At 64.0% G+C, this 14,118-nt stretch carries 11 protein-coding genes and 1 pseudogene; 7 read left to right on the top strand and 5 right to left on the bottom strand.

Annotated elements, in window-relative coordinates; all coding sequences use genetic code 11:
* The first annotated feature begins 57 nt into the window (after positions 1–57).
* Positions 58–1,155, top strand: a complete 1,098-nt coding sequence (locus tag FUT88_RS16380; RefSeq protein ID WP_222614275.1) for a DJ-1/PfpI family protein — start codon at positions 58–60, stop codon at positions 1,153–1,155.
* A 93-nt stretch (positions 1,156–1,248) separates the two neighbouring features.
* On the opposite strand, the gene FUT88_RS16375 is transcribed toward FUT88_RS16380, so the two are convergent.
* Positions 1,249–2,835, bottom strand: coding sequence for an isocitrate lyase (locus tag FUT88_RS16375; protein ID WP_027678070.1), 1,587 nt, complete (start codon positions 2,833–2,835; stop codon positions 1,249–1,251).
* A gap of 147 nt (positions 2,836–2,982) precedes the next feature.
* The gene (locus FUT88_RS16370) at positions 2,983–3,279 is read right to left on the bottom strand and encodes a hypothetical protein (RefSeq protein WP_147216684.1); all 297 of its coding nucleotides are present in this window, start codon (positions 3,277–3,279) and stop codon (positions 2,983–2,985) included.
* On the opposite strand from FUT88_RS16370, the gene FUT88_RS16365 reads away from it, so the two are divergent.
* Positions 3,278–4,522: a saccharopine dehydrogenase family protein gene (locus FUT88_RS16365; RefSeq protein WP_147216682.1), complete on the top strand. Its 1,245-nt coding sequence runs from the start codon at positions 3,278–3,280 to the stop codon at positions 4,520–4,522. The two genes, FUT88_RS16370 and FUT88_RS16365, sit on opposite strands and share 2 nt — an antisense overlap.
* A gap of 30 nt (positions 4,523–4,552) precedes the next feature.
* On the opposite strand, the gene FUT88_RS16360 is transcribed toward FUT88_RS16365, so the two are convergent.
* Positions 4,553–5,602 carry an AI-2E family transporter gene (locus FUT88_RS16360; RefSeq protein ID WP_147216680.1) on the bottom strand — a complete coding sequence of 350 codons (1,050 nt, stop codon included), beginning with the start codon at positions 5,600–5,602 and terminating at the stop codon, positions 4,553–4,555.
* Between the two features lie 254 nt (positions 5,603–5,856).
* Between FUT88_RS16360 and FUT88_RS16355 the strand changes: the two genes are divergently transcribed.
* Entirely contained in the window at positions 5,857–6,138 is a 282-nt protein-coding gene (locus FUT88_RS16355) for an antibiotic biosynthesis monooxygenase family protein (protein ID WP_147216747.1), read from the top strand.
* Positions 6,139–6,476: 338 nt separating this feature from the next.
* Complete coding sequence (locus FUT88_RS16350) at positions 6,477–8,234, top strand: GGDEF domain-containing protein (protein WP_147216745.1); 1,758 nt, start codon at positions 6,477–6,479, stop codon at positions 8,232–8,234.
* Between the two features lie 11 nt (positions 8,235–8,245).
* Here FUT88_RS16350 and FUT88_RS16345 read toward each other — a convergent pair whose 3' ends face one another.
* Entirely contained in the window at positions 8,246–9,058 is an 813-nt protein-coding gene (locus FUT88_RS16345) for a DUF6597 domain-containing transcriptional factor (RefSeq protein ID WP_147216678.1), read from the bottom strand.
* A gap of 127 nt (positions 9,059–9,185) precedes the next feature.
* Between FUT88_RS16345 and FUT88_RS16340 the strand changes: the two genes are divergently transcribed.
* Positions 9,186–9,854 (top strand): glutathione S-transferase family protein, encoded by a 669-nt coding sequence (locus FUT88_RS16340; protein ID WP_147216676.1) that lies wholly within the window; start codon positions 9,186–9,188, stop codon positions 9,852–9,854.
* 7 nt (positions 9,855–9,861) lie between these two features.
* Here FUT88_RS16340 and FUT88_RS16335 read toward each other — a convergent pair whose 3' ends face one another.
* Positions 9,862–11,664, bottom strand: a complete 1,803-nt coding sequence (locus tag FUT88_RS16335) for a methyl-accepting chemotaxis protein (RefSeq protein ID WP_147216674.1) — start codon at positions 11,662–11,664, stop codon at positions 9,862–9,864.
* A gap of 228 nt (positions 11,665–11,892) precedes the next feature.
* Here FUT88_RS16335 and FUT88_RS16330 point away from each other — a divergent pair.
* Together FUT88_RS16330 and fghA are read left to right on the top strand one after the other, a co-directional pair.
* Positions 11,893–12,998: pseudogene (locus tag FUT88_RS16330) on the top strand (S-(hydroxymethyl)glutathione dehydrogenase/class III alcohol dehydrogenase).
* A gap of 22 nt (positions 12,999–13,020) precedes the next feature.
* Positions 13,021–13,884 carry an S-formylglutathione hydrolase gene (gene fghA, locus FUT88_RS16325; RefSeq protein WP_147216672.1) on the top strand — a complete coding sequence of 288 codons (864 nt, stop codon included), beginning with the start codon at positions 13,021–13,023 and terminating at the stop codon, positions 13,882–13,884.
* Positions 13,885–14,118 lie beyond the last annotated feature (234 nt).

Raw genomic sequence — 14,118 nt, 5'->3', positions numbered from 1 at the left:
GTTTCGGGCGCAGTGCTCAGCCGCTAGAGTGGCGGTCCTGCTCTCCGGAATCTTTCCATGTACCGCAGACTTCTGAAAGCCGCTCTGCTCGCTCTCACCGTCATGCTGACGCTCATGCGTGGCACAGAAGCCGCGCCTGCGGTGACCAATGACCTCCGGTTACCACCGCTCAAGGCAGGACGAACCCGGCCTCTGGTCGCGATTGTGGCCGACAACGCGGGCACGGAGACCACTGATCTCCTTGTTCCTTACGGCGTGCTGAAAGAGGCGGATGTTGCGGATGTCGTCATCGTGTCGACGCACCCGGGAGCGGTAAACCTGATGCCCGCGTTGAGAATCGAGGCCGAAAAGACCCTGGAGGCATTCGACTCGGCACATCAAACCGGCGCGGACATTGTAGTCGTCCCCGCCCTGCACGATGACCGGAATGAAACCATCATCCGCTGGGTCCGCGCGCAGGCAGACAAAGGCGCATTCGTGCTTTCCATCTGCGAAGGCGCGTGGATTCCGGCGCGAGCGGGCCTGCTTGAAGGACGATCGGCCACGACGCACTGGTACGCATTCGACAGCATCGCCCGAGCCTTTCCGCAGGCACGTTGGACTCGAGACCGGCGCTATGTTGTCGACGGCAACATCATGACGACAACCGGTGTCTCGGCTTCCATTCCTGCAAGCCTCTCGCTTGTTGAAGCGATTGCCGGACGCGCAAAGGCCGCCGCAGTGGCATCAAGGTTGGGCATCGACGATTGGGGGGCTGAGCACGACTCCGGCGCGTTCCATCTGACGGCCGGGCGCATGGGGTCCATTGCCAGAAATGCGGTCTTGTTCTGGAACCATGAAACGTTGGCCATCCCGATCGCGGACGGCGTCGATGAAATCGCCCTGGCGCTGACCGCTGACGCATGGTCCCGAACGTATCGGTCGCAAGCGATTGCGGTTTCCACTCAGACGATCGTTCGATCGCGCCGTGGGCTCACGCTGCTACCCAGCGACACGGCTGCGAATGTGTATCGGCAACTTGCGCTCCCGAAGTCCACATCGGCGGGCGCGCTGCAGGAAGCGTTGGGCGCAATCGCCGGCCGGTATGGCAGCGCGACTGCCGACATTGTCGCGCTCCAGTTGGAGTACGGGCGCGAGGCCCAGGCGGCGAAGTGACTGACCCTTACGGAACGCTCAGCACGCCGGGCGAAAAAAAACGCCAACCCGCAATGGGTTGCGTTGTGCTTTGGGTAGGACCTTGGCCGTGAATCAGTGGAACTGGTTCATCGTGTTGTCTTTACCTGCCGCCTTCAGCGCAGCTTCGCCGCTGAAGTATTCCTTGTGGTCGTCGCCGATGTCCGAGCCCGACATGTTCTGGTGCTTGACGCAGGCGATGCCTTGGCGGATTTCCTTGCGCTGCACGCCAGCCACGTAGCCGAGCATGCCCTGGTCGCCGAAGTATTCCTTGGCCAGGTTGTCGGTCGACAGCGCGGCGGTGTGGTACGTCGGCAGCGTGATCAGGTGATGGAAGATGCCGGCTTCGCGCGATGCATCGGCCTGGAACGTACGGATCTTCTCGTCGGCGAGCTTCGCCAGTTCGCTGTCGTCGTACTCGGCGCTCATCAGCTGGCCGCGCTCGTAAGCCGACACGTCCTTGCCCGCTTCCTTCATCGCGTCATACACCTGCTGACGGAAGTTCAGCGTCCAGTTGAACGACGGGCTGTTGTTGTACACCAGCTTGGCGTTCGGGATGACCTTGCGGATTTCCTTGACCATGCCGCCGATCTGGCCGATGTGCGGCTTTTCGGTTTCGATCCACAGCAGGTCGGCACCGTTCTGCAGCGAGGTGATGCAGTCGAGCACGCAACGCGCTTCGCCCGTGCCGGCGCGGAACTGGAACAGGTTGCTCGGCAGGCGCTTCGGACGCAGCAGCTTGCCGTCGCGCTTGATGACAACGTCACCATTGCCGAGTTGGTCGGCCGACAGCTCTTCGCAGTCGAGGAACGAGTTGTACTGGTCGCCCAGGTCGCCCGGCGTGTTCGTCACGGCGATCTGCTTGGTCAGGCCGGCGCCCAGCGAGTCGGTACGGGCGACGATGATGCCGTCGTCCACGCCCAGCTCCAGGAACGCGTAACGGATCGCGCGGATCTTGGCGAGGAAGTCTTCATGCGGCACGGTGACCTTGCCGTCTTGGTGGCCGCACTGCTTCTCGTCCGACACCTGGTTTTCGATCTGGATGCAGCAGGCGCCCGCTTCGATGAACTGCTTGGCGAGCAGGTACGTGGCTTCTGCGTTGCCGAAACCTGCGTCGATGTCGGCGATGATGGGCACCACGTGCGTAACGTGGTTGTCGATCTTTTCCTGGATGGCGGCCTTGGCAGCAGCGTCCTTGGCAGCGTCCAGCTCGCGGAACAGGCCGCCCAGTTCACGGGCGTCGGCCTGACGCAGGAAGGTGTACAGCTCGCGGATCAGCGCGCTGACCGAAGTCTTCTCGTGCATCGACTGGTCCGGCAGCGGGCCGAACTCCGAGCGCAGCGCAGCGACCATCCAGCCGGACAGGTACAGGTAGCGGCGTTCGGTGCTCTTGAAGTGCTTCTTGATGGAGATCATCTTCTGCTGGCCGATGAAGCCGTGCCAGCAACCGAGCGACTGCGTGTACTTGGACGGATCGGCGTCGTAGGCGGCCATGTCCGCACGCATGATCTTGGCGGTGTACTTGGCGATGTCCAGACCCGTCTTGAACTTGTTCTGGGCACGCATGCGAGCAGCGTACTCGGGGTTGATGGCATTCCATGCGCTGCCGTGGGTTTCTTTCAAACCGGCAACTGCCTTGATGTCGTCTTGATACTGGGCCATGTCAATTTCCTGGAAATGAAGCGCGTTTGAGAGGAATCGGTTGCGTGTGCAGCTCCGGATTTCGAAGCGAGCAGCGTGGATTTATTGTAGGTCGGCTTTGACGCGTCGCAGCAAGGTCTTATATAAGACATAAGAGTTAGTTTTTCTTTATTTTTCAACAACATAGCTAACAAATTTTGCGATGCGGAACGTGTTTTCAGCAAACGGGACGGCAACGACGGAGAATTTCCGGGCAGATTCCGTAATGTGAAACGGTCTTTCAAGTGCTGAAGCCAAGCAAATCCGCCCGCGCCAAGCCGGCGTGCGCGTGTCCGACCAGAAATGCGGTGAGCACGCGGCCGGTTGCCCGGCGGGCTCAGCGCCTTCACTATTTGTTTGCCGCAAAACGATAAAAGTGGCGCAGCCCGGCGCCCTCATCCGTCCAAAGAAAAAGGAAAACTCCATGCCCGCTCCGGACTATGACGTCGTCGTCTTTGGCGCCACGAGCTTTGTCGGCCGGATCCTGACCCGCTACCTGGCCGAACACTTTTCGGGTGATGCTGAAACGCTGCGCTGGGCCATTGCCGGACGATCCGAAGCGAAGCTCCTGGAGGTCAAACGATCGCTCGGTGCGGCTGGCGAGTCCCTTCCGATCATCGTGGCAGATGCTGCCAACGAAGCGCAGTTGCAGGCCCTGTGCGCACAGACGCGGGTGGTGGTCTCCACGGTCGGCCCCTATGCCCTATATGGCGAGCCGTTGATCAAGGTCTGCGCCGAAAGCGGAACGGACTACTGCGACCTCACCGGCGAGACGCAGTGGATCAAGCGCATGATCGACAAATACGAAGCGAGCGCGCAGCAGTCCGGGGCCCGCATCGTGCATTGCTGCGGCTTCGACTCGGTGCCGTCGGACATGGGCGTCTACTTCCTGCAGCAACAAGCCATGCGGCAATGGGGAACGCCCGCCACGCAGGTGAAGCTGCGCGTCAAGACGCTAAACGGCGGCGCATCGGGCGGCACGATCGCCAGCCTGATCAACGTCGTGCAGGAAGCCGCAGCCGACCCCGCCTTGCGCAAGGAGCTGGCCGATCCCTACGCGCTGTGCCCCAAGGGTCATGGCTTCACGGCGCGCCAGCGCTCGGTCAGGGGCGCGGCATTCGATGCTGATTTCGATGTGTGGATTGCGCCGTTTGTCATGGCGGCCATCAACGAGCGCGTGGTGCACCGCTCCAACGCCTTGTCCGGCAACGCCTATGGCAATCCTTTCCTCTATGACGAAGCCGTGATCACCGGGCACGGCCTGAGCGGCCGCATGAAAGCCATGACGATGGTGGCCGGCCTGGGTGCATTCATGCTGGGCATTGTCATCAAGCCTGCTCGCATCGTCATGCAACGCTTTCTGCTGCCCAAACCCGGCGAAGGCCCCACGCCAGCGGCGCAATTGGCAGGCCGCTACGACCTGCGGCTGTTCGGCCGCACCGCTCAAGGCAACACCTTGCGCGTGAAGGTGACCGGCGATCGCGACCCCGGCTACGGCTCGACCGGCAAGATGCTCGGTCAGGCTGCCGCCAGCCTCGCGCTGGACCACGTCAGAGACGGCATCAAGACCGGGCGACCGGGAGGCTTCTGGACGCCGGCTACGATGTTCGACGAACGCTTCATCGAGCGCCTGACCCGCCACGCAGGTCTGCGGTTCGAGCGGATATGAGCGGGACGCTCCACCCATTCGGCCGAAGCCTCATTCGTTCTGCCCGCGCGCAAAGATGTCCCAGCTGGCCATGAACAGTGCGGCGACCAGCGGGCCGATCACGAAGCCGGTGATGCCGAACAGCTCCATTCCGCCCAGGGTTGAGATCAGCACGACCCAGTCGGGCATCTTGGTGTCCTTGCCGACCAGCAGCGGGCGCAGCAGGTTGTCGACGAGGCCGATCACGCCGCCGCAGAACGCGACGAGGATCACGCATTTCCAGATCGCGCCCACCATCAGGAAGTAGACCGCGACCGGAATCCACACGAGGCTCGCGCCAATCGCCGGCAGCAGCGACAGGAATGCCATCAGCGCGCCCCACAGCACCACGCCGTCGATGCCAAGGATCCAGAAGATCAGCCCGCCGAGGGCGCCCTGCACCAGCGCCACGGCAATGTTGCCTTTGACGGTGGCGCGCACCACGGTCGTGAACTTGCTGAGCAGCAGGCGCTTGTGCTCTTCGTCCATCGGCAGCGCGCGGCGCACGCGGCGGCCGATCTCGGCGCCATCGCGCAGCAGGAAGAACACCATGTACAGCATCACGCCAAAGCCGACCACAAACTGGAACGTGTTCTGCCCGATGCTCAGCGCCTGCGTGGCGGCAAACTGGCTGATCTGCGCGGCGCCGTCGGCCAGCTTTTTCTGGATGCCGGCAATGTTCGTCAGGCCCGCTTTGGCAAGCAGCTGCTGAACCCACGTCGGCAGCGCATGCACCGCTTCCGATAGGTACCGGGAGTAGTTCGGCTGCGCGCTCTGGACCTCCTGATAGGCGACGCCGATTTCCTGCACGATGGTCGCTGTCACAAAGATCACAGGCAGGATCACGATGAGGATGATCAGGGCGAGGGTGGCGAGCGCAGCGAGATTGCGCCGCTTGCCCATCCGAGCGACCAGCGCGCGCTGCACGGGCTGGAACAGGATCGCCAGGATGACACCCCAGAACACCGCGCCGAAGAACGGTGACAGGATCCAGCAAAGGCCAAGCGTGACGACGAACAGCAAGAGGTAGAAAAATTTCTGGTGGTCGTTTCCGCTATCCATGGGTTGCTTTCGCTTGAAGGTGACGCCTGAAGGGCCCGAGCAGGATCCGGGCCAAGGCAATGAAATCCGAGTATGCCCGCGCAGCGGCGGTTGTCAAAGGGGCGCCGGCAGGTGGACAAGGCCTGCGAAGCCAACCAAAAGTTCGCGTCGCACGGTCGAACAACCCCGCTACCGGCCCGGCTATGGCGCGAGCGATTGCCGGCTATAGTCTGCTCACCCCATCCAACCGAACGGAGCACAACGTGGTATTCGAAATGGCCCACATCGAAATTCTCGCCGGCAAGCAGCGCGAGTTTGAAGCCGCTGTCCAGCAAGCCCTGCCGCTGTTTTCCCGCGCCAAAGGCTGCCACGGCGCCGAGCTGCACCACATTGTCGAGCGCGACACGAGCTACGTGCTCCTGGTGCGCTGGAACACCGTGGAAGACCACATGGTCGATTTTCGCGAGTCCGACGACTTCCAGGAATGGCGCAAGCTGGTGGGGCCGTTCTTTGCCAAGGCGCCGGAGGTCGTGCACTCCGAGGTGGCGGTCAAATAGCTAGCGCGCCGGATCATTCGATCCTCACTCAGGCACGAGATGCGCATGGCGCCATCTCGTGCCATGCCGCGGCAACGACCTGACAGTCCGCTGCCCTTCGGCCCTTCCTTCCGCCCGAACATCCCGTAAGAATCCTTTTGCATTTGTTTGCAGTCCGCACTCGCGGCGGGGGTCCAATGGCAACGTAAAGAAGCGCCCGATGCTGCCGTTAGCCCAGAGATGTGCACTGCACGCGGCAATAAGCGCGGGCCTGTGCAACCCGTTTGCAACTGCCTTCCGGCTCTGCCCAACCGCCGCCCAGACGCTCCACCCCTCCGTTCATGTCTTCTGAAACGTCGATGGACAGGCGCTTTGGCGCCAGCGTCGCCATCGTCCTCGTTCCGGTGTTGTCGTTGTCGTGCTGGCTGCTGGGCTACGCGTGGCTGGCCTATGGCCGCGCCGACGATGCGGCCCGCAGCATCCAGGCGCTGCGCATAACGCTGCTGGCGATGGAGAAGGTGTCAGCCGAGCGCGGCCCCACCAACGGCGTGCTCGGCGAAGACTTGCCGGTGCCGGCCGAGCGCATCGCGGCGCTCCAACGCATGCGTGCCGCCAGCGACGAACACGTTGCCCAATTGCTCGACGCGCTGCGCCCTGAGGATTGCCCAGGCTGCGAAACCGACATCAAGGCCGCGCGCAGCGCCCAAACGCACCTGGCCGCGGCCCGCGCCAACATCGACCGACTGACCGCCCTGCCCCTGCGCTCACGCAGCAGCAACGACCTGGCCGACGGGGTGGGCCGCATGATCGCGGTGATCCCCGAATTCCTGCCCATCGTCAACGCGCGCACGTCCAACATCACGCGCGGCGATCCCGACGTGCTCAATTGCCTGACGCTGGCGCGGCTGTCGGCTGATCTGCGGGAATACGCGGGCCAGCTCGGTTCGCGCTTCACTGGCGCGCTCGCCATGCACCGCATGCTCACGTTTGAAGAGCAGCTGGCCATCGAACGCACGCAAGGCCGCATCGACCAGCTTCGCAGCATGATCGAGACGCGCGTCGGCGCGCATTCGGCATTGAACCAGCACGCGCTGGCCACCGTCGGCGCCCAGTATTTTGGCGATGGCCTGCGCTATGTGGCCACAGTGCGCGCCCAGGCCAGCCAGCCCAGCGGCGCCGATATCACCCCGGCGGCATTTGCGGACCGCTACGTGCCCACCATGCGGGCCATCACGGATTTCCGCGACATCGTGCTGCGCCTGGCGGAAGACGACATCCGCGAACATCGGTGCGCGATGCTGCTGGTGCTCATCGGCTCGGCAGGCGCGGTGTTGTCGGTGCTCGGCGCCCTGGCGTGGATGACGATCTCGTTCCGCCGCAACGTGGTGGGGCCGTTCGTGAACGCCACACGGCTGATTGACGGGATTGCGCGCGGCAACCTGAGCGTGCACATCCCGACCGCCTTTGCGCGGCGCGAGATCCGCGCGATGTTCGAGGCGATCCGCGTGCTGCGCATCAACAGCATCGAGCGCCGCCGGCTGGAAGTGGAACGTGCGCACCTGATGCAGGAACTCGCGCGCATGGCCGAGACTGACCCGCTCACCCAGTTGCTCAATCGCCGCGCCTTTGAAGACCGGGCCGGCGCGATGTGCAAATCGCCGCAGCCCAAAGCGCGGCTCGTTGCACTCATCATGTTCGACATCGACCACTTCAAGCGCATCAACGATACGTACGGCCATGCCGTGGGCGACGAGGCGCTGCGCACCGTTGCAAGGCTGTGCCGCGCCGAAGGCCCGTCCGCCGACATGGTGGCGCGCATCGGCGGCGAGGAGTTTGCGGTGATGGTGTGGGCAGACAGCCTCGCGCAGGCCCGCGCGGTTGCCAATCATCTGCGTCATCGCATTGCCGAGGTGACGGTACCCACCGGCACCGATCAGCCGTGCCGCATGACCGCCAGCTTTGGCGTGGCAGCAGCGTCCGCGGCGGATGGGCCCGAACTGGAGCCGCTGCTGCGGCGGGCGGATCATCTGCTCTATGCCGCGAAGCTGGCGGGGCGCAACTGCGTCATGACGGACCGCCCGCCTGCGTCGCCAGACGTGGCGGTCGCGGCGGATTGATGCTGGGCGCGCTAGGCCTGATTGGCGCGCCGGTATTCTCCAGGCGCCTTCCCCACAAGGCGCCGAAAATCGCGCGTGAAGTGCGCCTGGTCGAAGTAGCCAAGCCCGTGCGCGAGCTCGGCCAGGTCCACGGCTGCGCCGTTGGCAAGCTGGTCGGCCGCCTCGTGCAGGCGGTATCGGCGGATCACCCATTTCGGCGTCACGCCCACGTACTCCGAGAACAACTGCTGCATCGTCCGTTCGCTCATGCCGGCGCGCTCGGCCAGGTCGCGCACCTGTGTCAGGTGTGCGTCCTCTTGCAGCGACTGCAGGATGGTGTGGATGCGCTCGACCTGCGGGTCCGGCGGCGGCAGCACGCGCAGCAGCAGCGTTTCGGCGGCAGACACCATGCCGGCGTCGTCACCTGCGCCAAGCACGATCTCTTCTGCCTGCGCATGGCCAATGCCCAGCACATCGGAAACCGGCACGGTCTTGTCGGTCAGCAAACGTACCGGCTTGCCGAAGAACGCGCGAAAGGCGCCGGGCCGGAAGCGCAGGCCGATCACCCGGCCTGTCTCGCCCAATGTGGTTTCGAACGCGCCTGACACCACCCCAAAGACGGCGGTCTGCCGACGGTCGAACACCAGGTTGACGCACGGATACGGCAGCGTGCGCTGCGTATAGGGCGGCTGGCCGCGCAGGTCCCATTCGACAACCCAGTGGTGATCGAGCACGCCGGCCAGGGCGGCGCACGGCTGATAACGGTTCAGGCGGAAGCGCTGACGAAAGGCCAGCGGATCGACCACGCCCTTTGGCTTGGCGGCAACGTCACGTAGATCGGTCATGGAATCGGCGGCGAAGGCGATGCCGCGATGATGCACTGCGGCGGCGGATTTTTCCAAGACGGACGCGGCCTCTTCACCTACAGTGGCCAGCTTTCCTCCCCCCGTTTCATTGCCCACGGAGCCAACGATGCCGCAAGACCGCCACCTGACCCTCTACCACTCCCCGCGCAGCCGCTCGCGTGGTGCGCGCATGTTGCTCGAAGAGCTCGGCGCCGACTACGAGGTACACGCCTTCGACCTGACCACGGGCCAGCACAAGACGCCGGAGTTTCTCGCGCTCAATCCGCTGGGCAAGGTGCCGACGCTGCGTCACGGCGATGCGGTCATCACCGAGCAAGTGGCGGTGTATCTGTATGCGGCAGAACTGTATCCCGAAGCCGGGCTGTCGCCAGCCGTGGGCGACCCGCTGCGTGGGCCGTATTTGCGATGGATGGCGTTCTACGGTTCGTGCTTCGAGCCCGCTGTCGTCGACCATTCCATGGGCCGCGCGCCGGCCGCATATTCGACCTCGCCCTATGGCGACTTCGATACGGTCATTGCGGCGATCAACGCGCAACTGGCCAAAGGGCCGTACTTCCTGGGCGAGCGCTTCACGGCGGCAGACGTGCTCTGGGGCGCCGCACTCGACTGGATCACGATATTCAAGCTGATGCCCGAAACGCCCGTGGTGCGCGCGTATATCGACCGCATCCTTGCACGGGCCGCGGTCAAGCGCGCACAGGCCGCAGACCTCGCTTTGGCGGAGGAACAGGACCGGGCCAAGGCGGCTGCCAGCGCAGCCGCTTCCGAGGCCTGAGCCGGGATCAGTGCGACAGGCGGAACTGCCCCACCGCCTCATTGAGGTTGTGGGCCTGTTCCTCCAGCGACTCCGCGGCAGCAGCCGCCTGCTCCACCAGCGCGGCGTTCTGCTGCGTCACCTGGTCCATCTGGTTGACGGCCTGGTTGACCTGCTCGATGCCGCTGCTCTGCTCTTCCGACGCCGACGAAATCTCGCCCATGATGTCGGTCACACGCTTCACCGCATCGACGATCTCCGCCATCGTCACGCCGGCCTGATCCACCAGCGCCGTGCCGTTGGAGACGCGGTCCACCGAGTCGTGGATCAGCGCCTTGATTTCCTTCGCGGCACCGGCCGAGCGCTGCGCCAGGCTGCGCACTTCGCTGGCCACCACGGCAAAGCCGCGGCCCTGCTCGCCGGCACGTGCGGCTTCCACCGCGGCGTTCAGCGCCAGGATGTTGGTCTGGAACGCAATGCTTTCGATCACGCCGATGATGTCGGCAATCTTCTTGCTGCTCTCGTTGATGCCGCCCATGGTGTGCACGACCTGGCCGACCACATCGCCGCCGCGCGTGGCAACGTCCGACGCCGTCACGGCAAGCTGGCTGGCCTGACGTGCGTTGTCTGCGTTCTGCTTCACGATGCTCGTCAGCTCTTCCATGCTCGAGGCGGTTTCTTCCAGCGAGCTGGCTTGCTCTTCCGTGCGCTGCGAGAGGTCCGCATTGCCGGCGGCAATTTCCTGCGCGGCCGAGCGCACCGAATCGCTGCCCAGGCGGATCTGCTGCATCACCGCGGTGAGCTTGTCAGCGAAGGTATTGAACGAACGGGCGATCTGCGCGACTTCGTCTTGGCCATCCGACGGCAGACGCTTGGTGAGGTCACCGCTGCCCGAGCCGATGTCGTCCATGGCATCGCGGATCATCGACAGGCGGCGGAACGCGCGTGCCGTCATCGCACCCACGATGAGTGCTGCAACGATGGCCACGCCCACCAGCGCGCCAATCGACGTCATCACCAGCGAGCGCATGCCGGCCGTGGCGTCAGACTTGTCCAGCGCCACAACCAGGCCCCAGTCGGTGCCCTTCACGCCCTGGCGGTAGAGCAGCTTGGCCGCGCCATCCACCGACACTTCCACCGGCTTCTCCGCCTGCGCCAGCGATGCCAGCGTGGCCTCGTTCAGACCGGCCGACAGATCGGTCGCCGGCTTGAGGGTGAGCTTGTCATTCGGATGCGCCACGATCTTGCCGGCCGCATTGACCAGGAAGCCGAAGCTCGCCTGCGTCGGGTGAATGGCCTTGACGTTGGCGATCACGCTGTCCATCGCCACGTCGCCGCCAATCACGCCCTTGAGCGTGCTGCCTTGCAGAATGGGCACGGCGAAGGTCACCACGAGCTGGCCGGTGCTGGCGCTCACGTACGGCGGTGTGACCACGGGCTTGCCGGCTTCCACGGCCTGCTTGTACCAGGGGCGCGCGGTCGGGTCGTACGTGGGCGGAATCCCTTCGGGGTTGGAGAATTTGTACGACTTGTCGGGGTAGCCGACATAGACGTTGATGAAGCCGCCCGCCTTGTGCACGGCCTTGAAGACCGGGATCGGATCGGCAGACACGGCCACGTCTTGCAGCGACACCATCATCTGCGTCTTCGATGCCACCCAGTCGTCGATGCCGGCGATGTGGCCGCGCGCGACGGACTGCAGGTTCTGGCGGATGGACTCGTCGTTGTACGAACGCGTCACGAGATAGTTGAGGCCGCCAGCGAAGGTCAATGCGCCGACCACGATGGCAACGCAGGTCAGCAAAATGCGAGTACGGATGGATGCAAGCACAGTATCGTTTCCTACGAAGTCCACGGCGGCGGTTCCGCCATGTAAGGCACGCGGCACATGGCCCTATCGGCCTGCCGTCGCACAAGAAACGGCCGTCATAAGGAAATCTGAAGTCTGATGTGCATGACATGACTTCGCTATCACGTTGCCGCAGCAGGCAACGTTCTACAATCGCCCTCCCTACGCTGCCCACGTCGGGCAGGCTCCACTTCAAGAAAAGGAATGCGCATGAAAACCAAAGCCGCCATCGCCTGGAAAGCCGGTGCTCCGCTCACCGTGGAAGAGGTCGACCTGCAAGGCCCGCGTGCCGGCGAAGTGCTCGTCGAGATCAAGGCGACCGGCATCTGCCATACCGACTACTACACGCTCTCGGGCGCCGACCCGGAAGGCATCTTCCCGGCGATCCTTGGCCATGAAGGCGCGGGCGTCGTGCTTGAGGTTGGCGCGGGCGTAACGTCATTGAAGGCAGGCGACCACGTGATTCCGCTCTACACGCCGGAATGCCGCCAGTGCAAGTTTTGCCTGTCGCGCAAGACGAACCTCTGCCAAGCGATTCGCGCCACGCAGGGCAAGGGCTTGATGCCGGATGGCACGTCGCGCTTCTCCCTCGATGGCAAGCCGCTGTTCCACTACATGGGCACGTCAACGTTTGCGAATCACATCGTGGTGCCGGAGATCGCGCTGGCGAAGATTCGCCCCGACGCGCCGTTCGACAAGGTCTGCTACATCGGCTGCGGCGTGACGACGGGCGTAGGCGCGGTGGTCTACACGGCCAAGGTAGAAGCCGGCGCCAACGTGGTCGTGTTCGGCCTGGGCGGCATCGGGCTGAACGTGATCCAGGGCGCCAAGATGGTCGGCGCCGACAAGATCATCGGCGTGGATCTGAACCCCGCGCGCGAGGCGATGGCACGCAAGTTCGGCATGACGCATTTCATCAACCCGAACGATGTGGAGAACGTGGTCGACCACATCATCCAGCTCACCGATGGCGGCGCGGATTACTCGTTCGAGTGCATCGGCAACACGAAGGTCATGCGCCAGGCGCTGGAGTGCACGCACAAGGGCTGGGGCCAGTCGATCATCATCGGCGTGGCGGAGGCCGGCGCGGAGATCAGCACACGCCCGTTCCAGCTCGTCACGGGGCGTGAGTGGAAGGGTTCCGCATTCGGCGCGCGCGCGGCCGCACGGACGTGCCGAAGATCGTCGACTGGTACATGGAAGGCAAGCTGAACATCAACGATCTGATCACACACACGCTGCCGCTGGAGCGCATCAACGAAGGCTTCGACCTGATGAAGCGCGGTGAGTCGATCCGCTCGGTCGTTTTGTATTGAACGTTGAAGACGGAGCCCAGCGATGACGATTCCGGTGCCCACCCTTGAACTGCTTTCCGAGCATGCCTGTTTTGGCGGCGTGCAGCGCTTCTATCGGCATGCCTCGGCTGCGATCGGGCTGCCGATGCGCTTCTCGGTCTACCTGCCGCCGCAGGCGCTGGTCGGTACGCGGTGCCCTGCGCTGTTCTATCTGGCAGGTCTGACGTCTACGGAAGAGACCTTCGCCATCAAGGCCGGCGCGCAACGCGTGGCCGCCCGCGAGGGGCTCATCCTGATCGCCCCAGACACCAGCCCGCGCGACGCAAACATCCCCGGCGAAGCCGACCACTGGGATTTCGGCATCGCCGCCGGTTTTTATCTGGACGCGACGCAGGCCCCGTGGCGCGAGCACTACCGCATGGAAAGCTACATTGCCGACGAGCTGCACCACATCGCGCGCGTGGCGTTTCCCGTGGCAGCCGGACGCATCGGAATCTTTGGGCATTCGATGGGCGGCCACGGCGCGTTGACGCTGGCCCTGCGCCATCGAGAGCGCTTTGCTTCGGTGTCGGCGTTTGCGCCCATCGCGCATCCGTCGGTGTGCCCGTGGGGCATCAAGGCGTTTACCGGGTATCTCGGGGAGGACCGTACCGCCTGGGCGGCGCACGACGCTACGCAACTGATGCGGCTGGCCTCATGCCCGTTTCCGGGCGGCATCCTGATCGATCAGGGCGAAGCCGACAAATTCCTCGCCGAGCAGCTGTATCCGGAAGACTTTGCCGCCGCGTGCGCCGCAGCCGGGCAGCCGCTGCAACTGCGCCGCCACCCCGGCTACGACCACGGCTACTACTTCATCGAGACCTTCATCGAAGATCACCTGCTGCATCACGCAGCGCAACTGCGCTAGCAGCAGGTCGGCATTCCGGTATTCGAGAAACTCTACTAATTGCATTCACTATGCGCGGCATGCAATTCGTTTCGGATTATGTATAGTTCGAGCACGCCAACGATTGCCCTCAGCAAAACGCAAGACTGATCAGGCTTTCTATCCCTTTGGAAATCAGGAGAGCTGCTGAGCGGGTGGAGTCGGCATGGCGAATCAGCGTGTGTTCTGGAGCCGAGGGGATGGGCACTCACAACC

The sequence above is a fragment of the Ralstonia sp. TCR112 genome, from assembly GCF_007997035.1.
Classification (GTDB): domain Bacteria; phylum Pseudomonadota; class Gammaproteobacteria; order Burkholderiales; family Burkholderiaceae; genus Ralstonia; species Ralstonia edaphi.
The sequence above is the reverse complement of the archived record's forward strand: the minus strand, read 5'-3'. Positions and strand labels throughout refer to the sequence as shown.

Excerpts from the sequence above, each read along its gene's own strand:
- FUT88_RS16380 (WP_222614275.1), top strand. The coding sequence starts at position 58 with ATGTACCGCAGACTTCTGAAAGCCGCTCTGCTCGCTCTCACCGTCATG.
- FUT88_RS16375 (WP_027678070.1), bottom strand. The coding sequence starts at position 2,835 with ATGGCCCAGTATCAAGACGACATCAAGGCAGTTGCCGGTTTGAAAGAA.
- FUT88_RS16365 (WP_147216682.1), top strand. The coding sequence starts at position 3,278 with ATGCCCGCTCCGGACTATGACGTCGTCGTCTTTGGCGCCACGAGCTTT.
- FUT88_RS16370 (WP_147216684.1), bottom strand. The coding sequence starts at position 3,279 with ATGGAGTTTTCCTTTTTCTTTGGACGGATGAGGGCGCCGGGCTGCGCC.
- FUT88_RS16360 (WP_147216680.1), bottom strand. The coding sequence starts at position 5,602 with ATGGATAGCGGAAACGACCACCAGAAATTTTTCTACCTCTTGCTGTTC.
- FUT88_RS16355 (WP_147216747.1), top strand. The coding sequence starts at position 5,857 with ATGGCCCACATCGAAATTCTCGCCGGCAAGCAGCGCGAGTTTGAAGCC.
- FUT88_RS16350 (WP_147216745.1), top strand. The coding sequence starts at position 6,477 with ATGGACAGGCGCTTTGGCGCCAGCGTCGCCATCGTCCTCGTTCCGGTG.
- FUT88_RS16345 (WP_147216678.1), bottom strand. The coding sequence starts at position 9,058 with ATGACCGATCTACGTGACGTTGCCGCCAAGCCAAAGGGCGTGGTCGAT.
- FUT88_RS16340 (WP_147216676.1), top strand. The coding sequence starts at position 9,186 with ATGCCGCAAGACCGCCACCTGACCCTCTACCACTCCCCGCGCAGCCGC.
- fghA (WP_147216672.1), top strand. The coding sequence starts at position 13,021 with ATGACGATTCCGGTGCCCACCCTTGAACTGCTTTCCGAGCATGCCTGT.